Annotated in this window: 14 protein-coding genes; 8 read left to right on the top strand and 6 right to left on the bottom strand. The window is 72.3% G+C overall.

Translation table 11 applies throughout. The features are described from left to right. Positions 1 to 162 precede the first annotated feature (162 nt). Both ABTZ03_RS18390 and ABTZ03_RS18385 read left to right on the top strand, forming a co-directional pair. A complete protein-coding gene (locus ABTZ03_RS18390; RefSeq protein WP_350514027.1) occupies positions 163 to 909 on the top strand; it encodes a HEAT repeat domain-containing protein in 747 nt (248 codons plus the stop codon). Further along, positions 903 to 1943 (top strand): HEAT repeat domain-containing protein, encoded by a 1041-nt coding sequence (locus ABTZ03_RS18385; protein WP_350514026.1) that lies wholly within the window; start codon positions 903 to 905, stop codon positions 1941 to 1943. Before ABTZ03_RS18390 ends, ABTZ03_RS18385 begins: the two co-directional genes overlap by 7 nt. Positions 1944 to 2215: 272 nt before the next feature. Here ABTZ03_RS18385 and ABTZ03_RS18380 read toward each other — a convergent pair whose 3' ends face one another. Further along, positions 2216 to 2710, bottom strand: coding sequence for an ATP-binding protein (locus ABTZ03_RS18380; protein WP_350514122.1), 495 nt, complete (start codon positions 2708 to 2710; stop codon positions 2216 to 2218). Positions 2711 to 2922: 212 nt separating this feature from the next. On the opposite strand from ABTZ03_RS18380, the gene ABTZ03_RS18375 reads away from it, so the two are divergent. Continuing rightward, positions 2923 to 4191, top strand: a complete 1269-nt coding sequence (locus tag ABTZ03_RS18375; protein WP_350514025.1) for an NsdA family TPR-like regulatory protein — start codon at positions 2923 to 2925, stop codon at positions 4189 to 4191. Here the strand turns inward: ABTZ03_RS18375 and ABTZ03_RS18370 are convergent. From ABTZ03_RS18370 to ABTZ03_RS18350, 5 genes are all read right to left on the bottom strand, one after another. Further along, positions 4172 to 4831, bottom strand: a complete 660-nt coding sequence (locus tag ABTZ03_RS18370; RefSeq protein WP_350514024.1) for an HAD family hydrolase — start codon at positions 4829 to 4831, stop codon at positions 4172 to 4174. The genes ABTZ03_RS18375 and ABTZ03_RS18370 overlap by 20 nt on opposite strands. Positions 4832 to 4901: 70 nt before the next feature. Beyond that, on the bottom strand, positions 4902 to 5597 hold the full coding sequence (locus ABTZ03_RS18365; protein ID WP_350514023.1) for a DUF7158 domain-containing protein: 696 nt from the start codon (positions 5595 to 5597) through the stop codon (positions 4902 to 4904). Next, positions 5594 to 9841, bottom strand: a complete 4248-nt coding sequence (locus ABTZ03_RS18360; RefSeq protein ID WP_350514022.1) for a glycoside hydrolase family 38 N-terminal domain-containing protein — start codon at positions 9839 to 9841, stop codon at positions 5594 to 5596. Before ABTZ03_RS18360 ends, ABTZ03_RS18365 begins: the two co-directional genes overlap by 4 nt. 26 nt (positions 9842 to 9867) lie before the next feature. Further along, complete coding sequence (locus ABTZ03_RS18355; RefSeq protein ID WP_350514021.1) at positions 9868 to 12339, bottom strand: endo-beta-N-acetylglucosaminidase; 2472 nt, start codon at positions 12337 to 12339, stop codon at positions 9868 to 9870. Positions 12340 to 12541: 202 nt separating this feature from the next. Beyond that, entirely contained in the window at positions 12542 to 13633 is a 1092-nt protein-coding gene (locus ABTZ03_RS18350; protein ID WP_350514020.1) for a LacI family DNA-binding transcriptional regulator, read from the bottom strand. Between the two features lie 165 nt (positions 13634 to 13798). On the opposite strand from ABTZ03_RS18350, the gene ABTZ03_RS18345 reads away from it, so the two are divergent. The 5 genes from ABTZ03_RS18345 to ABTZ03_RS18325 all read left to right on the top strand — a co-directional run bounded on the left by ABTZ03_RS18345 (position 13799) and on the right by ABTZ03_RS18325 (position 21443). Beyond that, a complete protein-coding gene (locus ABTZ03_RS18345; protein WP_350514019.1) occupies positions 13799 to 15088 on the top strand; it encodes an ABC transporter substrate-binding protein in 1290 nt (429 codons plus the stop codon). A gap of 162 nt (positions 15089 to 15250) precedes the next feature. Further along, the gene (locus tag ABTZ03_RS18340; protein ID WP_350514018.1) at positions 15251 to 16123 is read left to right on the top strand and encodes a carbohydrate ABC transporter permease; all 873 of its coding nucleotides are present in this window, start codon (positions 15251 to 15253) and stop codon (positions 16121 to 16123) included. A gap of 4 nt (positions 16124 to 16127) precedes the next feature. Beyond that, entirely contained in the window at positions 16128 to 17033 is a 906-nt protein-coding gene (locus ABTZ03_RS18335; protein WP_350514017.1) for a carbohydrate ABC transporter permease, read from the top strand. A gap of 58 nt (positions 17034 to 17091) precedes the next feature. After that, positions 17092 to 18369 carry a glycoside hydrolase 5 family protein gene (locus ABTZ03_RS18330; RefSeq protein ID WP_502894505.1) on the top strand — a complete coding sequence of 426 codons (1278 nt, stop codon included), beginning with the start codon at positions 17092 to 17094 and terminating at the stop codon, positions 18367 to 18369. A 32-nt stretch (positions 18370 to 18401) separates the two neighbouring features. Then, positions 18402 to 21443, top strand: a complete 3042-nt coding sequence (locus ABTZ03_RS18325) for an alpha-mannosidase (RefSeq protein ID WP_350514016.1) — start codon at positions 18402 to 18404, stop codon at positions 21441 to 21443. The last annotated feature ends 251 nt before the right edge of the window (positions 21444 to 21694 follow it).

Genomic DNA, 21694 nt, shown 5'->3' with positions numbered 1-21694 from the left:
ACGCCTTCGCCGTCGTCCGGGCCGCCCCCTTCGGTCCGTCGAAGGCACACGAACGGATGACCCCGGCGGAGAGTAAGGGATGGGCGAGCTCGCGGTCCAGGGATTTCCAGGTGCGCCTGAAGAAAGGGTTTGACCTTGTCACCGTGACAAGGTGTCCACTGGGTGCAGGAGGTGGTCCCGATCAACACGACAACCGGAACCGAGCAGTACACCCGCGTGATCGCCGCACTGGGCGCCGAGGACTCCTCGGTCCGACTCCAGGCAGCCCTGGCGGTCGGCTCGAACCCCGACCCCGGACTGCTGGAGCCGCTCGTCGAGCGGTGCGCGGTCGAACCCGACTTCTTCGTCCGGGACATGCTGTCCTGGGCGCTGACCCGCCTCCCGGCGGAGCTTGCCCTGCCCCGGATCCGCCGGGAACTCGGCTCCGGGCGCACCCAGGCCCGCAGCCAGGCCCTGCACACCCTGTCCAAGATCGGCGACCGGAGCGCATGGGACTGGATCACCAGCGACCTGCTGCGGGACGCCGACGACGAGGTCTCCCGGACGGCGTGGCGGGTCGCGGTCGTCCTCGTCCCCGAGGACGGGCGGACGGAGCTGGCGGAGGAGCTGGTGCGCCAGCTCGGCCGCGGCGACCGGACCGTGCAGCTGAGCCTGAGCCGGGCCTTCGTCGACCTCGGTGCCGGGAGCGAGCCGGTGCTGGAGCGGGCCGCGGCCCACCCGGACCCGGAGGTGGCCGCGCACGCCCGCGCCACCGTGCTGCTGATCCACGACCCGGAGACCGGCTTCGACGAGGCCCTGTTCGAAGCGAAGCGGGTCACCGCGCTCGGCCCCGAGCGGACGGCCGCCGCCGAGGCCGCCCGCGCGACCGCCCATGAGACCGCCGGAACCGTGGAGACCGCGGAGTGCTGATCGGTGAGGTCGCCCGCCGCTCCGGGGTGAGCACCCGGATGCTCCGGCACTACGACGCCCTCGGGCTGGTCCGACCGACCGGCCGCACCGTCGGCGGCTACCGCGAGTACTCCGCCGAGGACGTCCGCAGGATCTTCCACGTGGAGAGCCTGCGCTCGCTCGGGCTCTCGCTCAAGCAGATCGCCCGCGCCCTGGAGGACCCGGCGTTCACGCCGTCCGACCTGGTCGGCGACCTGATCCGGTGGACGGAGGACCGCCTGGAGCGGGAACGGGAACTGCTCCGGCGGCTGCGCGCGGTCGACGCCTCGGAGCCCACCGGCTGGCAGGACGTCCTGCGGATCGTCGAGCTCCTCCAGGGGCTCGACTCGGCCAGCGCCGCGCGCCGGCAGCAGGCCGTTCTGGCCCCGCCGGAGGACGTGCCGGTGCCCGCCGAGGTGCTGGCCGGGGCGGTGCTCTCGGAGGCCGACCCCAACGTCGCGGGCGCCCTGCGCTGGGCCCTCGCCCGCGCCGGCGGCGACGGCGTGGCCGCACTGGCCGCCGGCTTGCGGTCGGAGGACGCCGACATCCGGCGCCGCGCGGTCCGCGCGATCGCCGGGATGCCCGATGCCCCCGGCGCCACCGCAGCACTTGCCGACGCCCTCGGCGACCCGGACCCGACGGTCCGCGATCACGCCGCGCTGGCCATGGGCCGGCGCGGCGCGCCCGCGGCCGTACCGGCCCTCCTCGCCATGGTGGTCACGGGCTCCCACGACGTCGACGCGGCGGAGGTGCTCGCGGCGCTCGCCGAGGACCCCGGGGTCGCGGAGCGGCTCACCGCCGCCCTGGTCGACGAACTCACCGCCCACCCCACGGACCCGGCGGTGCGGATCCGGCTGACCCAGGCCCTGGTCGAACTACCGGGGCCCGCCGCGGAGCAGGCCCTGCACCGACTGGCCCGGGACGGGGACCCCACCGTCGCCCTGGTCGCCTCGGCCCTCCTCGGAGTCCTCGAAGAGCGGTCCCCCGAGGCCCCTGAGGAGGGAAGCCCCGACTGAGCCGCATGCCCGGAGGACTCGGCCCGCCAGGCACGTTGCCCGGCGGGCCGGCAACAGCCGTCCCCGATCGCCCATACGTGGCTACTGGTGTCATCTAGCGATCACGACCCGCGGCGAATACGGCCACCACGCCGACAGCGAAGACGACCCACCACATCAGCCTGCCGACCGTGGCAACAGTTCTCATCGCACTGACGGTGCAAGCAAGTTCAGGTGTCATCGGCTGCGACGCGAAAGCAGCCGGCGGAGGCCCGACTGAGCTTGTGGGGGCATCACGCCACCGACCGTTGCGAGAGAAGGTCGTGCGCCGATCCCCAACCGTGCGTGGGATCCTGCGCCTCACCCGATCCCCCGATCTCGAACCATACGACCTTCCCCTCCCCGACCGAGTGCCAGCCCCAGGCGTCGGCCAGCGCCTCAACGAGCAACAGCCCACGCCCACTGGTCGATTCCGGGTCCGCCACACAGCGTTCAAAGGTCGGGACGGGGTCCTCGACCTCGACTCGCAACCGTTCACCGGCTCGGCGAACGGTCACCGTACACCGCGCCTTCGCGTGCTCCATCGCGTTCGCGATCAGCTCACTCGCGCAGAGCTCCAGTTCCTCCAGCGCTTCTGCGGAGAACGGCACGCCCCAGACACGCGCGATCTCCATGACCAACCTCCGCGCCGACGGCACCGCCGCGCCGCCCGGCGGCACACCCCACTCCAACGGAACGGGGAATCGAGCCGTCTTGAGTGGGCTGATGATGAGCCCGGGATTTGCCATATCAGGCATGCGATCCCCACATTCCGTAGTCGTTCCGCGCCAGGCGGTGACATAGGAAATCGTCGACCCTCGGGCTGGATGCCCTGAACCCCCTTTATGGGACGCGTGTGGGACTTCTGAGAGTCTTTCACCATTTACAAGTCGAGCGAGAGTCTCGAATGAGTCCCCATCAGCCGTATGCTTGATGCAGCATCAGGCGCTCGGAGGACACCATGCCAAGGTCCATCGGCAACACCGCTCTCAAGGCCGCCCGACAGGCTCGCGGCCTCTCCAGCCAACAGGCACTCGCGGCCGCCCTGCACGACGCAGCCCGCCAACTCGGCCTGGGGGAAATCGTCGTCAGTCGCAAACAGATCGGGCGATGGGAGTCCCCCAACTCGCCCTGGCCGCGCGATGATCACCAGCAGCTTCTCACCTACGTCCTGCGCCTGCCGATCGAGGAGCTCGGATTCCGCGCGCCGTGGGATGACAGCATCCGACCGGCACCGGACAAGGTCACGCCCACGGGCCGTCGCCCTTCGGCCACCCCGGCGATGCCGAGGCCGGCAGTCGCATCCGCGACGCAACCACCGACTGTGGGCGCGGACTTCGCGACGGTCACAGAAGCCCATCGACGTCTCTACTGGAGCGTTCCGCCCGCGACGTTGCACCAGGCGGTCGTCGAACACGCCAATCTGGGTGCGGCTCTGCTGGGCGAGACCGACGGGGTCGCCCGAAGGGTGCTCGCATCCGCACTCGCGGAGAGCCTTCTTCTCGCGGGCCGGATCCAGTTCTTCGACCTCCGCCAACCAGAGGTCGCCGACGACACGTTCGTGCGCGCCCTGCAAGCTGCAGGTGCAGCCGACGACCCGCTGCTCGGCGCCGCCATTCTCGGGCACTCCGCTTTCGTCCCGGGATGGGCCGGACATCGCGAGGACACTGCCGAGCGGATGCGAGCCGCCCGCACGTACGCCCGGCGGGGGCCCGCCTCAGCAGAGTTGCTGGCGTGGCTCGACGCTGTGGAGGCGGAATGCCTGACCCGGTGCGGCGACCACCGGCAAGCGCTCACGATCCTGCGCCGGGCAGAGGAGACCATGAGCGCCGGTGGCGAGCACCGCAGCCCCGAGTGGTTCACCTGGTTCTCGTTCACCCGGCTCGCGGCCTTCAAGGGCAACACCGAACTGGCAGCCGGCCTGATCCCCCAGGCCCGAACCACCCTTGAGGCGGTGCTCGCCGATCTGCCCGAGACCGCCGGCAAGCAGCGAGTAGTGGTTCTCGGCGACCTCGCAGCCGTCGAGGCCGCCGCTCAACGGCCTGATACGGCGTGCGCTCTGCTGGAGCAGGCACTCGATCAGCTGGGAGCGACCTGGTACGCCACCGGCATGGATCGCATCCGAGAGGCCCGCAGGGCGCTCGCGAGTTGGCAGGACTCGGACTCGGTCCGGCGCGTCGACGACCGCCTCTACTCCTGGTCGGCGACGCTCAGTTCGCTCCAGCGTTAGCCTTCGCGATCAGCTCCGCCAGCTCGCCGAGCGAGTCGATCCGGAAGGTCGCACGATCGGCTGCGGGGTCGTGCTGCTGGATCCAGCCCCACGGCCCTCGGCGGATCAGCGCGGTGCACATCCCGGCCCGGGCGGCGGGGAGTACGTCGTTGTCGAGGCGGTCGCCGACGTAGAGGATCTCGTCCGGTCGAGCCGGGACCGCTTCCGCCACCCGCTCGAAGAACGCCGGATCCGGTTTGCTCGCGCCCCAGTCGTCGGAGGTGCCGATCAGGTCGACATCGTCCGTGAACAACCGGCGAAGGATCTCTCCGGCCCGCACGGTCTGGTTGCCCGCGATCGCGAGCCAGAGCCCGTCCGCCCTCAACCGTGCGAGGGCCGGGCGGACGTCGGGATACAGGTCGTCCTCGCCGAACGCCTCGGGCTGACCAGCCGCCGCCCGCTTCTCGCGCTCCTCGTACAGGTCGAAATCCGGCCGAAAGACCCGGAACGTCTCGCGGTAGTCGCGGCCCTCCGCGATCACAGCACCGAACTGGGCCACGAAGGTGTGCCGAGGCACGCCCAGCCAGTCCGCCCAGGTGCCGTACTCCCGGGTCTCGTCCACCAAGCACTCACCGACGTCGAACACCACTGCACGAATCATGGCCGCAGCCTAACGAAACCATCAGGCCCGCCGAGCTCGGGGCGAGCGCGGCGGGCCTGACCGGCTTCTCTCAGTGCCGGTGGTGGTTGTCAGGCTGGGCCGGGTCGCCGGGGTGCTCCAATCCCTCGACCAGGGTGAGGCGTTGGGCGCGCTCGTGGTCGAGCCAGCGGACGAACTCCGCCCGACGGGCGGCTTCGCGGAGGGTGGGCGCGGGGTCGGGGTTGCGGGGGATGGTGAGGGTGGCGAGCAGGGCGGCCTTCCAAGGACCGACGGTGACCCACTCACCGGGGGCGGCGCCCCGGAGGGCTTCGGCGAGGGCCGTCGGGAGGGTGTCGGGGTCGGCCTCCAGGCAGCCGTCGGGGAGGGCGAGGTGCCAGCGGGTGGCCGGTGGGCGGGCGGTCAGGGTGCGGTAGTGGGCGAGGTCGGTCGGGGCGGGCTCGACCGAGGCGGTCACGGACTCGTACACCGCCCGGACGGCCGCGCTGCCCTCGTACGCGGCGGCGGTGATGGAGCCGAGTTCGACGGCGGCCTGCTGGTCGAGCCGGGCGGGCCCGACGGAGTCGACGGTCAGACCGCGCTCGGCGGCGACCGTCTCGCACAGGGCCTCGGTCAACAGCACCTGGGCGACCCACCGGGTGAGCTGCCGGTCCTCCGAACTGCCGGGCTGGGGAAGGGCGGTGTCGCGCGGCCCGGTCCGCAGGGCGGTGAGCCGCGCGTCGAGCGCCGCGCGCGGGAGCGGCCGTCCGTCGAGCAGGCCGAGGGTCATGCCTCCACCACCAGGGCCACCGTGGGCGCGTACTGGCAGCGGCCGAACCACATCACCTTGGCCAACGCCCAGTACGAGCCCGGGTCGACCGACTCGGGCACGGTGACGGCGAAGTCAACAGTCGCCGAGGACTCCCTCGGGACGGTGAAGCCCCGGACGGGATCGGCGATCGCCTCCCAGGTCCCCCACGGGGAGACCAGCTGGAGCTCCCCCCGGATCTCGCCCCGGGTCCGGTTGGTGAGGGTGAGCCCCAGGCTCGTGCGGCCACCGGGGGCGACGCGCAGGGTCTCGGCGGACACCTCGACGGAGAGCCCGGTGTCCCGGCCGGTCGTGGCCTTGGTGCCCTGGGTGACCGACCAGTCCTGGGGCGCGTCGCCGGGGACGGGCAGCAGCTCCGGCAGGTCGCCGACGGCGATGGTCACCACGTCCTCGATCTGCTGGCCGTCGTGCTCGATCCGGACGGCCGCGAAGTACAGCCCCGGTTCGACGTCGGCCGGCGGGGTCAGGGTGACCGGGAAGCGCGCGTGCCCGTCGGGCGCCAGCCGGTACGGGCGGCTGCCCGGGCCGGCCGCCCAGCCCTCCGGTGCCAGCACCACGGCCGTGCCCTCCACCGCCGCGTCGCGCAGCTGCGAGGACAGGGCGACCGACAGCGTCACCGCCTCCCCCGCCGTCCGCAGCAGCCCGGGCGAGGCGCCGACCGACACCGGCAGGTAGCCGAGCGGGGCCGGGCCCCGGTTGTGCAGCCAGTAGCGGGCGTGGACGGGCTGGGCGGGTTCGGCGACCGGGCCGAGCACCCGGCGGTCCCCCGGGCCCGCCGTCACCCCGGGGACCGCGAGCAGGGTGGCGATCTGCGAACCGGCGAGGTCCAGGGCGTCGGCCGGCCCGCCGAGCGGCCGCTCCAGCAGGTCGGCGGGCCGTACGGCGTCCAGCCCGAGCGCACCGCCGAGCCGTGCCGTCCGTCCGAGGCCGGTCGACTCCACCAGCCGGACGGTGAGCTCGTCGCCCGCCGGCTGCGCCGAACCGTGGGCGATCGGGTTCCCGGCGGGCTTGAGCGCGCCGAGCAGCACCTCCCGCTGCGGTTCGACCCGCAGCCAGGACAGGGTGCCGGGCAGCGGGCCGTCCTGGGCGGCCACGATCCGCGTGTACAGCGGGTGGTTGAACTCCTGCCCCTGCGCGGGCAGGGTCTGGGTCCGCCAGTCGCCGTCGCCGCCGACCAGCGCATAGCCGAACTCATGGGTCCAGTGCTGGAGTTGGAAGGAGGCTCCGTCCGGCAGGGTGCGCCGGGGCGGGTCGATCCAGACCCCGGACGGCCATCCGGTGCAGGAGCGCATCAGCGACAGGTGCAGCGCGCCGGTCGCGTCCACCGCGAAGCCGGGCAGCCCGAAGGTGAGCAACGCCACGGTGTGGTCGACCAGTTGATCGTCCACCGGCACCGGGCAGACGGCGGTGATCCGGGCGTCCGCGAGGTCCTCGACCAGCGCCTCGACGTCGGAGACCACCAGGGCGGGCAGCGCGCGCAGGTCTCGCAGGTCGGCGTCCGGCCGCCACACCTCGGCGAGCGGGGTCAGCGCCGGCACCCACACCGCGCCGTGCGCCTTCAGCACCGCCGCGTAGTCCTCACCCGCCCGGTCGAGCAGTTCCCGTGCCGCGTCGTTGACGTCCGGGCCGCCGACGACGATCCGGAAGTCCGGCAGGTTGGAGTCCACGTCCAGCCAGCCGTAACGCGCCCAGTCCGCACCCGAGGTGGTGGCGGTGACCCCGACCCGGGCCAGGGCGACCACCAGCGGCCGGGTGTCGGCGGCGTCGTCCAGCGTCGGCACCACCACCTCGGCGACGCCGAGCGCCCGCACGCCGGTGACCTCGCCCGCGGCGGAGGTCAGCACCGCCCGCGCCGTGGCGCCGACGCCGAACCAGGTGTTGGCCGGGTTGTCCAGGGTCCACGGGGCCTCCGCCGAGTCCACGTCCGGCAGCGCGAAGCCGCGCCCGATGACCGCGCCCGCGACCTCGCTGACCGGCAGCCCGCCGGGGACGTCCACCGGGAAGCGCAGCCGCAGCAGCCGGTCGGCGCCGGAGTAGTCGAGCACCCTGGTCCGGCAGTCGACGCGGTCCAGGCCGTGCCAGAGCGTCACGGTCTGTTCGTACCGGACGCCGTCGACCGTCCCGCCGATCACCAGCCGCTCGCCGAGCGGTCCGGTCTCCCGCCGTACCGAGGCCGTGGTGTCCCCGGAGCCGACCACCGGCCCGCTCGGCACCAGGTGCCACGGGCCCTCGCCGAAGTCGGGGTGCTGGGGGTACTCCTGGTACACCCGCAGCTCGTTGCCGATCCGGCCGTCCTGGATCAACTCCCGCTCGTGCAGCAGGTCGTGGACCGAGGACAGCCCGCCGCCACGCGCCGGGTCGGCCGTCACCCGGTGGCGTCCGCCCTCGATCGTGCAGCCCTCCGCGGCCGACCACAGGGGCTCGGGTTCGCCCGCCACCAGCCGCCAGGTGCGCCAGCCGAGCGCGGGCACGTCCGCCGCCAGGAACCGCAGCACCCCCCGGTCGACGGCGCTCGGAACCGGCGCGCCCGCCTCGTTCAGCACTCGCACCGACCGTACGCCGTCCGGGAGTTCGACCGACACCAGGTCCGTCCGGTCGAAGGACAGCGTGTTGGTCACCACCACCACCGGGCCCGAGGACGCCGAACCGTGCCCCGCCGTCGAGACCTCCGCCGTCGAGACCCCCACCGTCGAGACCCCCACCGTGGAGATCCGCGCCGCCAGCGCGTCCAGCGCCGCGTCCCGGACGGCCGAGGCCAGGTCGTACGCCTCGCGCCAACCGCCCAGCAGGTCCAGGTACACCTGGTCCGACTCCGAGCCGGTGATCGCGTCGTGGTGCGCCCCGTAGGCGAGTTGGCGCCACACCTTGTCGAGCGCGGCCGTCGGGTAGCTCCCGAGTCCGTTCACCGTCGCCAGCACGGCGAGCTTCTCGGCGTCCACGGCAGCGACCTCGCCCGCCCGTTGGGCCTGCTTGGTGTCGATGTACGAGACGTCCTTGCCGGTGTACACCGGGTTCATGTCGCGGGTCTGCGGACTCAACCGACCCCCGGTGACGGCGAGTTCGGCCCGGACGGCGTCCAGGAACTCGCGCGGGGTGGCGCAGACGAACCGCGGCCAGAGGTACTTGGCGCCCCAGGAGCGGTGGATCTCGGTGACCCACTTGTTCGGCGGGGTGTAGTCCGTCCCCACCGGCAGCAGCAGGTTCTTCGTCGCGCCGACCGGCTTGAGCTTCCGGTACAGCTCGTACACGGCCCGCTCGGCGGCGGCCAGGTCGGGCGAGGAGTCCATCCACCAGCCCGCCGAGTAGTGGTGCGGCATGTAGTGGGTGAGCACCCCGTCGCCGCCGGGCGCGATCCACTCGAACTCGCTGGGGAACTGCATCACCCGGGCGTCGTCCTTGCCCTGGCGGAAGTTCTTCTGGATCGGGCCCCACTGGTGGAACGGCCCGCGGGCCCAGGCGCTGCCGGTGAGGCCGGCCGCGGCGAGGTGGCCGGGGAACTGCGGGTCGTGCCCGAACACGTCGAGCTGCCAGGCGGTCTGCGGGTCGCCGCCGAGGATGTCGCGCTGGTAGCCGATGCCGTAGACGATGTTGCGGATGGTCGTCTCGGCGCCGGTCAGGTTGGTGTTGGGCTCGTTGTAGGTGCCGCCGACGAGTTCGACCTGCCCGCGCTCCAGCAGGGTCCGGAGCACCGCGCGCCGCTCCGGGTGCTGGTCGAAGTACGGCTTCAGGTAGTCGACTTCGGCGAGCACGAACTTGTACACCGGGTCGCGCAGGGCGAGGTCGAGGTGGGCGTCGACCAGGGCGAAGCCGTTGCGTTCCCAGAGCGGGCGGGTGGTCGCGTCGGCGGAGAGCAGTTCCCACGGGGAGGTGTAGGCGGCCTGGGTGTTCCACCAGACCGGGTCGTAGTGGAAGTGGGAGACCAGGAACATGGTCCAGCCGGGCTCCGCGACCTCCACCACCCCCTCGGCCTCGCTCCCCTCCACCCGTACGGTGACCGGCAGCCGGTCGCCGACGGCCGCTCCGGTGATCTCCAGGGGGACTTCGACCAGTCCCGTGCCGGTCGCCTCGCCACGGACTCCGGGACCACGGACGGTGATCCGGGCCGCCGGGCCCTCGACCGTCACCCGCAGCAGCTGGCGCGGGGCGTCCTCGGGTCCGATGAACAGGTCGGTGCTCTCCACGGCGCTGATGGTGCTGACCGGCACGGGGTTGGTCCTCTCGGTACGGGGGCCTACCGGCCCCAGGCCTCGAACTCGTAGATGCGGGCGGCCGGATCGGTGTTCTGGGTGGGCTTGGTGACGACCAGCCGGACGTAGCGGGCGGTGGTGTCCACCGGGTGGCTGGTCACCCCCGCCGTGTTGCCGGTCACGTTCGCGACCGTCGTCCACGGGTCGGTGCTCTTCGAGCGGACCTGGATCGAGAAGTCCCGGGTGTTGAGGGCGGCGCTCTCGCCGCCCGCCTGGGCGTGCTTGACCACGAAGCGGTCCAGCTTCTTCGCCGAACCCAGGTCCACCTCAAGCCACTTGGCGGCGGTCAGGGTGCACCACTTGTCGCTGTTCCCGCCGCTGACACTGCCGTTGACGGCCTTGGCGGGCCCTTCGTTCGCGTTGCACTGGCCGGAGGCGGTGGCCGGGCGGTTGAGCGCCAGGTCGGTCGAGGCCGACGGCGGGGTGCCGTTCCAACTCACCGCCGTGGAGGCGACATCGGAGCGCCCGTAGGTGGTGGACACCGCCTCGACGTCCAGGGTGGTGGCGGTTTCGGTGCCGACCCGGTCGAGCCGCCCGACGAAGTAGGCGTCGTTGGGCGTGGCCCCCAGGAAGGTCCGGCTGCCGTCCGGGTTGCGCCGGTACACCTCGTAGTGGTGGACGTTGCCACCGGGGGCGGCCGTCCAGGAGAGCCGCAGCGACTGGCTGCTGCCCGGCGTGAGGTCGCCGGCGCCCAGGACGGTCAGCCCGCTCGGCGCGGCCGGGGTCTCCACCGAGCCGTCGTAGAGCGCGACTTGGCCGACCCGCAGGTCGTAGGAGGGCACCGTTCCGGAGGAGCCGTCGACCTGCAGCGCGAGCTGGGAGATCGTCCGCCCCGCGAACCCGGAGAGGTCGAGGGTGTGCCGCTCCCAGCCCGTTCCGTCGTTGTCCCCGACGTCCACGGTGCTGAAGCTGCCCGGGGAGTCGGTGAAGGAAACGGCGGCTTTGAGTCTGGTCGGGCCGGCGGCCGGGGTCTTGACCACCAGGTCCAGCTTGGTGTTCGCGGCGACCGGCAGGCTGGTCTGGTAGAGCCGCACGGTGTTGGTCGCGTCCAGGGTGCCGGTGAGCCGCAGCGAGGAGCCGCCCTGGTAGGCGTCGGTGAAGTCGACGGACGGGGTGAGCCTGCTGCCCGCGGAGTCGACCACCCAGCGGTAGGTCGGCGGGACGTCCTGCAGCGAGAGGTTGTTCCAGCCGCCGGTGGCGACCCGGGTGCCGGCCGCGTTGTAGAAGTCGCCCTGGCCGGTGTCGAAGTTGCTGACGAAGGGCTTGGCGGTGATCGGCGAGGACTCGGCGACGTACCCGGCCAGTCCGGGCCAGCCGGCGGAGAGGTCGAGGTTGGAGGGGTCGTTGTTGGCGCCGACCCAGTACCGGGCGTCCTTGGCGTAGAAGTCGGCCCGGTCGGTGGCGGACTTCCAGGTCCACTCCGGGCGGTAGAGGCCGAGCGAGGTGGTGTGCGGCTGCCCGGGCGGGAAGAGGGTGTTCCAGTCGACCGAGGTGTTGTAGCCGTTCGCCTCGGTGTCGATGCCGGAGTACAACTCGTACTCACTGCGGCCGAGTTGGCGGGCCAGGGTGCGGGAGGAGTTGAGGCCGTCGGGCGTCCAGCCGAAGTTCAGGAACATCGAGTCGGCGGTGCGCTTCGAACCGTCCTGGAGGAAGGGCGAGTTGGCCGAGGTCAGGGCGTTCTGCCAGTCCACCGCGCCCGAGGTGGTCATCGCGTCGTACCACATGAACTCGGTGCCGCTCTGCGCCTTGGTGTACTGCATCAGCTTGCGCAGGTCGGTGGCCAGGGCCGAATCGCCGCCCCCGGTCTCCTGGTTGATGAACCAGCCGTCGAAGCCGTAGTACTGCGCGGCCTGGGCCAGCTTGTCCGCGACGGGGTAGCGGTCGCCGGACTTCTGGGTGAAGTCCCGCACCCACTGGAGTTGGCCGCCGTACGCGGCGGGCGGGAAGAAGACCGTCCCGTAGACCTTGACGCCGTTGCGGTGGGCGGCGTCGATCACGGTGGGGTTCGGTGCCAGGATCAGCCCCTCGCCCGCCGAGCCGCCCCAGAACACCAGCTTGTCGACGTACTGCCAGTAGCCGAAGGCGTAGTAGTTGGGATCGGCGGAGCCCTGGGAGGGGTTGTTGGAGGTGGGGCCGAAGGAGACCAGCGAGGCGATCTTCCCTTCGCCCGCCCGGGCGTTGGGGTTGGCGGCCAGGGCCGGATCGCTGGTGCGGGGCTGGAGCGGGACGCGGGAGCGGTTGAACCGGGCGTCCGGATCGGTGGCCGGGTCCCAGTTGAGGATCGTGCTGGGGTACCAGTACGAGGCGTACGGCTGGCTTCCGGTGCCCGAGGCGGCCGGAACGGCCGTGCCCGCAGGGGTGGTCGAGGGGGTGGCGGCGGCGCCGGGCGGGGGCAGGACGCCCAGCGCGGCCGTCGCGAGCGCGGCGCTGAGCAGCAGGGGGAGGCGTCGTGACATGCGGTGGCTCCGATCGAGCGGAGTGGGTGGGGGCGGGCCCGCCGTCACGGACGGGGGCCCGGCTGCATGCGGGCGTGCCGGTACGAATGGACGGATCGACGGATCGACGGATCGACGAGGGACGGATCGACGGGGGACGCAACGAGCGGGCGGCCGGGGCCGCAGTGCGCGCCCGGCCCGGGCCCCACTCGGCGCAGCGAGGCTAAACCGGTTCAGAACCGCTGTCAACGATCCGCGCAGCAACCACCCCGGCGGGGGACCCTGCCCCGGCCGGCCCGCCCCCCGGCGGCGAGGTGGACTCCCGCACGGTCAGCCGCGGCGTCGGCATCTGCAGGTCCCGCCCGGGCCCGGCGTCGTCCAGCTCGGCCAGCAGGCTGCGGGCGACCTGCTCGCCGAGCGCGAAGGTGTCCCGGCTGAGCGCGGTGAGCGGCGGGTGGACGATCCGGGCGAGCACCGAGTCGTCGAAGGAGACGATGGACAGCTCGCCGGGCACCGCCACGCCCATCTCCCCCGCCACACCGAGCCCGGCCACCGCCATCACGTCGCTGTCGTAGACGATCGCGGTGGGCCGGCCGCGCCGGGAGAGCAGCGTCCGGGTGGCGGCCGCGCCCTCGGCGTCGCTGAAGTCGGTGGGCACCGACACGGCCTCCTCCAGCCCGAGCCGGCGCGCGGCGTCGCGCAGCGCGCGGATCCGGCGCTGGGTGTGCTGGAAGTGCGGCAGCCCGGCGAGGTGGGCGATCCGGCGGTGCCCGATGGCGGCCAGGTAGTCGACGATGGAGAGCATCGCCTCCCGGTCGTCGGCCCAGATCCGCAGCTGGTTGCCGCCCTTGCCGGGGCCGCCGAGCACGACGGCGGGCAGCCCGAGCCCGTCCAGCACGGGCAGTCGCGGGTCCTTGACCTGGAGGTCGACCACGATGAAGCCGTCCACCCGGTGCTCGGAGGCCCAGCGCCGGTAGACCTCGGTCTCGGCGGCGGTGTCCTCGACCACCATCAGGTGCAGGGCGACCGAGCTGGCGGAGAGCACGGCCTGGAGGCCGGAGAGCAGTTGGCTGAAGAAGGGCTCGACGCCGATGGTGCGGGCCGGGCGGGCGATCACCAGGCCGACGGCGTCGGCCCGGGCGCCGCCGAGGGCGCGCGCGGCGCTGTGCGGGCGCCAGTTCATCTCCTCGGCGACCCGCAGGATCCGGTCCCGGGTCGCCTCGCTGACGCCCGGGCGGCCGTTGAGCGCGAAGGACACCGCGCCCTTGGACACACCGGCTTGGCGCGCGATGTCGGCGATCGTCGGTCTACCCACGAACGCGCTCCTCTCTTGACATCCCAGTTTAGGCGGGAGCATAGTCCCTGCCAGAGCTAGACCGGTTTAGTAGATCGAGTTTTGACCGCGGATCCCGCCCCGAAACCCGACACCACCCCGACGTGCGCGCGATCCCCCACCCACCCCCAGGACCGGGAGACCCTCATGCGAAGAATCTGGGCGGCAGTGACCACCACGGCCCTCACCGCGGCGGCCCTCACCGGCTGCGGACTCGGCTCCGGCGACACCAAGAACAGCGACAGCGTGGCGAGTGCGGCCGCCACCGGTGAGGTCAAGGGCAAGGTCTCGATCCAGACCTGGTCACTGAAGCCGAAGTTCACCGACTACATGCAGGGCGTGATCGACGGCTTCAAGAAGAAGTACCCCGGCGTCGAGGTGGACTGGCTGGACCAGCCCGGCGAGGGCTACTCCGACAAGGTGCTCAGCCAGGCCGCCGCCGGCACCCTGCCCGACGTGGTCAACCTCCCGCCGGACTTCGCCTTCCCGCTCGCCAAGAAGGACGTCCTGCTGGACGTGGCCAAGGCCGACCCCAAGCTCGCCGACGAGTACGTGGCCGGCGGCGTCGAGGCCTACCGCTACCACGGCTACCAGGGCACCTTCGGCTACCCGTGGTACCTCAACACCGATGTGAACTACTGGAGTTCCGACCTCCTCACGAAGAACGGCCTGAACCCGGCCAAGCCCCCGGCCAGCCTGGACGAGCTGATCGCCCAGGCCCGGGTGATGAAGGAGAAGTCCGGCGGCCAGACCTATCTGATGAGCCGCAAGCCCGGCCTCGGCGACCTCTACAACATCGGCGTGAAGATCATGGCCGACGACGGCAAGTCCTTCACCTTCAACACCCCCGAGGCCGCCGCGCTGCTCGACAAGTACCGCGACGCCTTCAAGGAGGGGCTGATGCCGAACGGGGTGCTCACCGACACCTACGCCGGCAACTCCAAGCTGTTCAGCGCCGGCACCGCGGCCTGGACCACCGGCGGCGGCAACTTCATCACCAGTCTCGCCACCGACAACCCCACCCTGGCGCCGAAGGTCGTCTCCTCCCCCGCCATGGACACTCCGCCGCTGTACGTCCAGGGCCTGTCCATCCCCAAGAACACCAAGAACCCGGCCGCCGCCGTCGCCCTCGCCCGCTGGGTCACCAGCCCCGAGAACCAGGCCGCCTTCGCCCATCTGACCAGCGTCTTCCCCTCCACCAAGGCCTCCGCGAACGACCCGTTCTTCAGCAAGAGCGACGGCACCAACGCGGGCGACGCCAAGGTGACCGCGTTCACCTCGCTCGCCAAGGCCAAGCTGATCCAGCCGGTCGAGGTGGACGACGCGATGGGCACCGTCGTCAAGCAGCAGTTCGCCCTCGCCATCAGCGGCCAGACCAGCTCCAAGCAGGCCCTGGACACCGCCGTCGAGCAGTGCGACAAGCTACTCAAGGGCTGACCCACGCACCCGCACCTACACGTACACCTACACCCGCACCTGTCCTCACGAGAACCCTCACCACCCCGTACCGGTAGGGCGGCGGGCCCCCACCCGCCGCCCACCGGAGTACGGCGCACACCCCCAGGCCCCCGGAGGGCCCAGCCCCAGGAAGGCACCCGCATGACCCACCGGCGCTGGTTCACCCCCTGGCTGCTCGCCGGCCCCGCGATACTCTGGCTGGCCGTCTTCAACCTCTGGCCGGCCGTCAACACGGTGATCCTCTCCTTCACCAACGCCAAGCCCATCGGCGGCGGCCACTTCACCGGCCTGGAGAACTACGGCCGCCTGCTCGACGACGCCCAGCTCGCCGACGCCCTGCTCAACAGCATCGTCTTCATGCTGGTCTGCCTCCCGCTGCTGACCTTCCTGCCGCTGCTGCTCGCCCTGCTGGTCCAGCGCCGCATCCCCGGCATCACCTTCTTCCGCACCGCCTTCTACACCCCGGTGATCGCCTCCGCCGTCGTGGTGGCGCTGATCTGGGGCTGGGTGCTGGACGACCGCGGCCTGGCCAACGGCCTGCTCCGGCAGACCGGACTGGCCGACTCCCCGGTCCCCTTCCTCACCGACCGCTGGCTGCTGCTGTTCAGCGCGATCGCCCTGACCGTCTGGAAGGGCCTCGGCTACTACATGGTGATCTACCTGTCCGCCCTCGCCAACGTCCCGCACGAGCTGCACGAGGCGGCGGCCGTGGACGGCGCCAGCCCGCTGCGCCGCTTCTGGCACGTCACCCTGCCCGGGGTACGCCCCACCATGGTGCTGATCTCCGCGCTCATCTCGGTGAGTTCGCTGCGCGTCTTCTCCGAGCTGTACGTGCTCTCCAACGGGCAGGGCGGCCCCGGCGGCCGCGACATGTCGGTGGTGATGCTGATCCAGATGTACAGCCGCGGCTTCAACGGCCACCTGGGCTACGCCTCGGCGCTCAGCCTGCTGCTGTTCGTCATCACCCTCGGCCCGATGCTGTTCCTGATGCGGCTGAACCGGAAGGCGGCCTGACCCCGTGACCACCCTCCGCAGCAAGCCCGCCCGCGGCTCCGACACCACCACCCGCAGCCTCAACTCCCCCTCCCGCGGCTTCAACACCCCGTCCCGGGCGCAGACCACCGCCCGCTACCTGATCCTGCTGCTCGTCCTGCTCCTGGTGATCGGCCCGTTCCTGTGGCAGCTCTCCACCTCCCTCAAGGGCCCCGCCGAGGACGTCTACACCCGTACCCCGGCCTTCCTGCCCACGCAGCCCACCCTCGGCAACTTCGGCAAGGTCGCCGAGACCATCCCGGTGTGGACGTACGCCCTCAACTCGGTGATCGTCGCCGCCGTCTGCATCGCCGGCAACGTGGTCGGCTGCACCCTGGCCGGCTACGCCCTCGCCCGGCTGCGCTTCCGCGGCGCCCGGCTGGTGCTCGGCCTCTTCCTGGCGACGCTGGTGCTGCCCGGCGAGGTCACCATCGTCTCCCAGTACGTGCTGGTGCGCGGCCTCGGCCTGGCCGACAACCTGCTCGGCGTCGCCCTGCCCGGGGCGATCGCGATGCTCAACGTGCTGCTGATGCGCACCGCCTTCGCCGCCGTCCCGGTCGAACTCGACCAGGCCGCACTGGTGGACGGCGCCAACGTCTGGCAGCGGCTGTGGCACATCGGCCTGCCGAACGTGCGCGGCATGCTCAGCGTGATCGTCATCTTCACCTTCATCGGCGCCTGGGACGACTTCCTCTGGCCGCTGATCGTGCTCAACGACCCGCAGAAGTACACCCTGACCGTCGGGCTCCAGTACCTCAACGGCACCTTCTCCGCCAACCCCCGGCTGATCGCGGCCGGCACCATGATCGCGTTCCTGCCGATCGTCGTGGTGTTCGCCGTCTGCCAGCGCTTCTTCTTCAAGGGCGTCGAGGAGGGAGCCGTCAAGGGCTAGGGCCTGTCCGTCCAGACCCCACATCCCGTACGCCCCACCACAGTTGAGGACGCCATCTGTGACCGCCCCCGTGCCCACCACCCCGCAGGCGCCGCGCTTCGGCGTCAACTACACCCCCAGCGCAGGCTGGTTCCACCACTGGCTCGACTTCGACCTCGACGCCGTGCGCGCCGACTTCGACTCCATCGCCGCCCTCGGTCTGGACCACGTCCGGGTCTTCCCGCTCTGGCCGCTGTTCCAGCCCAACCGCACCCTGATCCGCCCGCGCGCCGTCGACCAGCTGACGGCCCTGGTGGACGTGGCCGGCGAACGCGGCCTGGACGTCGCGGTGGACGGCCTCCAGGGCCATCTGTCCAGCTTCGACTTCCTGCCGTCCTGGACCCAAACCTGGCACCGGCGCAACCTGTTCACCGACCCCGAGGTCCTCGACGGCCAGGCCGCCTACCTGCGCACCCTGGCCGGGGCGCTGACCGAGCGGCCGAACTTCCTCGGGATGACCCTCGGCAACGAGATCAACCAGTTCTCCGGAGCCCCGCACCCCGACCCGGACCGGGCCACCCCCGCCGAGGCGGAGGCCTGGCTGCGCCGGATGCTCGCCGCCTGCGAGCAGGGCGCACCCGGCCGGCTGCACCTGCACGCCTCCTACGACGCGGCCTGGTACCTGGACGAACACCCCTTCACCCCCTGGCACTCGGCCCGTCTGGGCGGCGCCACCGCCGTGCACTCATGGGTGTTCAACGGCACCGCCCAACGCTACGGCGCCCACTCCACCGCCACCGCCCAGCACGCCGCCTACCTGGTCGAGCTGTCCAAGGCCTGGGCGGACGACCCGGCCCGCCCGGTCTGGCTGCAGGAGGTCGGCGCGCCCGCCCCGCACATCACCGCCGAGGACGCCGCCCGGTTCACCGGCGCCACCGTCGAGGCCGTGCTGGACTGCCCGGAGCTGTGGGGGGTCACCTGGTGGTGCTCCCACGACGTGGACCGCTCGCTCGCCGACTTCCCCGAACTGGAGTACAGCCTCGGCCTGTTGACCACCGACCGGAGGGTGAAACCGGCCGGCGCCCGGCTGGCCGAGGCCGCCGCCGCGGTCCGGCGCGACTGGCGCCCGCCCGAGCCGCGCCGCACCGCGGTGGTGGTCGCCACCGGCGACGAGGTCACCTCCCCGCGGCGCGCGGTCTGCGGGCCCGGCGGCCCGGTGTACGAGGCCTTCATGCGCCTCGCCGAGGCCGGCGCCCGGCCGACCGCCGTGCTCGCCGAACGCGCCGACGACCAGGCGCACCTGGCCGCGCGCGGCATCACCGAGCTGGTCCACCCCTCCGACGTACGTTCTCTGTAACCGTCCCGAAGCACGCAACGGAGCCTGCCGACATGCACGATGACCGCACCCTCGTCGAGTCCCGTCTCAAGCGCGTCCTGGAGGAGCGCATCCTCCCCGCCGTCCACCCCGAGTCCGTCCCGCTGGAGGTCGGCATCTGGACCGCCCCCGGCGAGCCCGTCCCGGTCGCCGAGGGCCTGGCCGCGCCGCGCACCCCGATCGCGGTCGGCGACGCCTGGGGCGCGCCCTGGGGCACCAGTTGGCTGACCGTCTCCGGCACCGTGCCCGAGGCCTGGGCCGGTCGGACGGTCGAGGCGCTGATCGACCTCGGCTTCGACGCCAACATGCCCGGCTTCCAGTGCGAGGGCCTGGTCTACCGCCCGGACGGCAGCCCGGTGAAGGGCCTCAACCCGCGCAACCAGTGGGTGCGGATCGCCGCCCCGGCGGCCGGCGGCGAGCAGGTGCTGCTGCACGTCGAGGCCGCCGCCAACCCGGTCATCCTGGACTACCACCCCTTCCTGCCCACCGAGTTGGGCGACAAGGAGACGGCCGGCGACCAGCCGCAGTACAAGCTGGCCCGGATGGACCTCGCGGTCTTCGACGACACCGTCTGGCAGCTGTCGCTGGACCTGGAGGTGCTCGGCGAGCTGATGGCCGAGCTGCCGGTGGACGGCGCCCGCCGCTGGGAGATCCTGCGCGCGGTCGAACGCTGCCTGGACGCGATCGACCTCCAGGACGTCAACGGCACGGCGGCGGCCGCCCGTTCGGAACTCACCGCGGTGCTGTCCGCGCCCGCCGCACCGTCCGCGCACCGGATCAGCGCCATCGGCCACGCCCACATCGACTCCGCCTGGCTGTGGCCGCTGCGCGAGACGGTCCGCAAGGTCGCCCGCACCACGGCCAACATGACCGCCCTGCTGGAGGACGAACCGGAGTTCCGCTACACCATGTCCCAGGCGCAGCAGTACGCCTGGATCAAGGAGCACCGCCCGGAGGTGTACGCCCGGGTGCGCAAGGCGGTGGCCGCGGGCCGGTTCATCCCGGCCGGCGGCATGTGGGTGGAGTCCGACACCAACATGCCGAGCTCGGAGGCGATGGCCCGGCAGTTCGTGCACGGCAAGCGGTTCTTCCTGGAGGAGTTCGGGGTCGAGAACCACGAGGCCTGGCTGCCCGACACCTTCGGCTTCACCGGCGGCCTGCCGCAGATCATCCGCAACGCCGGCTCCAAGTGGCTGCTGACCCAGAAGATCTCCTGGAGCCAGATCAACAAGTTCCCGCACCACACCTTCCTCTGGGAGGGCATCGACGGGACCCGCATCTTCACCCACTTCCCGCCCGTGGACACCTACAACTGCTCCATGAAGGGCAGCGAGATCGCCCACGCCGCACGGAACTTCAAGGACAAGGGGGTGGCCCGGCACTCGCTCGCCCCGACCGGCTGGGGCGACGGCGGCGGCGGCACGACCCGGGAGATGGTCGGCAAGGCCGCCCGGCTGCGGAACCTGGAGGGCGCGGCCACCGTCCGCTGGGAGGACCCGGCCGAGTTCTTCACCAAGGCCGAGGCCGAGTACCCGAACCCGCCGGTCTGGGTCGGCGAACTCTACCTGGAGCTGCACCGGGCCACCCTGACCAGCCAGGCGAAGACCAAGCAGGGCAACCGGCGCAGCGAGAACCTGCTGCGCGAGGCCGAACTCTGGTGCGCCACCGCCTCCTTGCGCACCGACGCCGAGTACCCGTACGAGCAGCTGGACCGGATCTGGAAGACCGTGCTGCTGCACCAGTTCCACGACATCCTGCCCGGCTCCTCGATCGCCTGGGTGCACCGCGAGGCCGAGGCCACCTACGCCGCGCTGGCCGGGGAGCTGGACGGGCTGATCGCCGCCGCCCAGCAGGCACTGGCCGGATCACCGGACGGCGGACGGGAGTTGACGTTCAACGCGGCGCCGCACACCCGTTCGGCCGTCCCGGCGGGCGGCGCGGCGCCGGCCGTCACGGCCGGTCCGGCCTGCACGGCCACCCCGCTGGAGGGCGGCGGGTTCACCCTGGACAACGGCCTGTTGAGGGTGCTGGTCGACGCCGACGGGCTGATCGGCTCGGCCGTCGACCTGTCCAGCGGCCGGGAGACCGTCGCCCCCGGCGGCCGCGCCAACCTGCTCCAGCTGCACCCCGACTTCCCCAACATGTGGGACGCCTGGGACGTGGACCAGTTCTACCGCAACACCGTCACCGACCTGACCGGCGTGGACTCGCTCACCGCCTCGGCCGGGGACGGCACGGCCTCGGTGCGGATCGCCCGCTCCTTCGGCTCCTCCACCGTGGTCCAGACCCTCACCCTGCGCGCGGGCGAACAGCGCCTCGACATCGACACCGAGGTCGACTGGCACGAGACCGAGAAGTTCCTCAAGGCCGCGTTCCCGCTGGACGTCCACACCGAGCGCTACGCCGCCGAGACCCAGTTCGGCCACCTCTACCGCCCCACCCACACCAACACCAGCTGGGACGCGGCCAAGTTCGAGGCCTGCAACCACCGCTTCGTCCACCTGGAGGAGCCGGGCTGGGGCGTGGCCCTGGTGACCGCCTCCACCTACGGCCACGACGTCACCCGTACGGTGCGCCCGGCCGACGGCGGCACCACCACCACGGTCCGCTTCTCCCTGCTGCGCGCCCCGCGCTTCCCCGACCCGAAGACCGACCAGGGCCTGCACCGGTTCCGGCACGCGCTGGTCCCGGGCGCGGCGATCGGCGACGCCGTCCGCGAGGGCTACCGGATCGGCCTGCCCGAGCGGCGGGTCACCGGCAGCGCCGAGCACGTCGCTCCGCTGGTCGAGGTGGACCACGAGGCCCTGGTGGTCAGCGCGGTGAAGCTCGCCGACGACGGCAGCGGGGACCTGGTCGTCCGGGTCTACGAGGCGGGCGGCGGCCGCGTCCGGGGCCGGCTCACCACCTCCTTCCCGCTGGCCGGTGCCGTCCCCTGCGACCTGCTGGAACGGCCCTGGGACGGCACCCGCGGCGAGGTGACGGTCGAGGATGGCGCGGTCCGACTGGCCCTGCGGCCGTTCGAACTGGTCACCCTGCGGCTCAGCCCGACCCGCTGACCGTTTCGCGCCGACCGGCTCGCTGACCGGCCCGCAGCCGGCCCGCTGACAGACCGTACGGTCCCGCAGCCGGCCCGTACGCTCCCGCCGACCGCCGCGTACGGTAAGGGCGCCCCGACCCTCCCGGTCGGGGCGCCACCCCCCCCCCCCCCCCGCGCCCCCCCCCCCCCCCCCCCCCCCCCCACACCCCCCCCCCCGCCCCCGGGGGCCCCCAAGAGCCGCGGGGGGGGTGGGGGCGGCCCGTCGGCGGG

The organism is Kitasatospora sp. NPDC096077 (assembly GCF_040303245.1).
Lineage (GTDB): Bacteria > Actinomycetota > Actinomycetes > Streptomycetales > Streptomycetaceae > Kitasatospora.
The sequence above is the reverse complement of the archived record's forward strand: the minus strand, read 5'-3'. Positions and strand labels throughout refer to the sequence as shown.

Excerpts from the sequence above, each read along its gene's own strand:
- ABTZ03_RS18380 (WP_350514122.1), bottom strand. The coding sequence starts at position 2,710 with ATGGCAAATCCCGGGCTCATCATCAGCCCACTCAAGACGGCTCGATTC.
- ABTZ03_RS18375 (WP_350514025.1), top strand. The coding sequence starts at position 2,923 with ATGCCAAGGTCCATCGGCAACACCGCTCTCAAGGCCGCCCGACAGGCT.
- ABTZ03_RS18370 (WP_350514024.1), bottom strand. The coding sequence starts at position 4,831 with ATGATTCGTGCAGTGGTGTTCGACGTCGGTGAGTGCTTGGTGGACGAG.
- ABTZ03_RS18365 (WP_350514023.1), bottom strand. The coding sequence starts at position 5,597 with ATGACCCTCGGCCTGCTCGACGGACGGCCGCTCCCGCGCGCGGCGCTC.
- ABTZ03_RS18355 (WP_350514021.1), bottom strand. The coding sequence starts at position 12,339 with ATGTCACGACGCCTCCCCCTGCTGCTCAGCGCCGCGCTCGCGACGGCC.
- ABTZ03_RS18345 (WP_350514019.1), top strand. The coding sequence starts at position 13,799 with ATGCGAAGAATCTGGGCGGCAGTGACCACCACGGCCCTCACCGCGGCG.
- ABTZ03_RS18340 (WP_350514018.1), top strand. The coding sequence starts at position 15,251 with ATGACCCACCGGCGCTGGTTCACCCCCTGGCTGCTCGCCGGCCCCGCG.
- ABTZ03_RS18325 (WP_350514016.1), top strand. The coding sequence starts at position 18,402 with ATGCACGATGACCGCACCCTCGTCGAGTCCCGTCTCAAGCGCGTCCTG.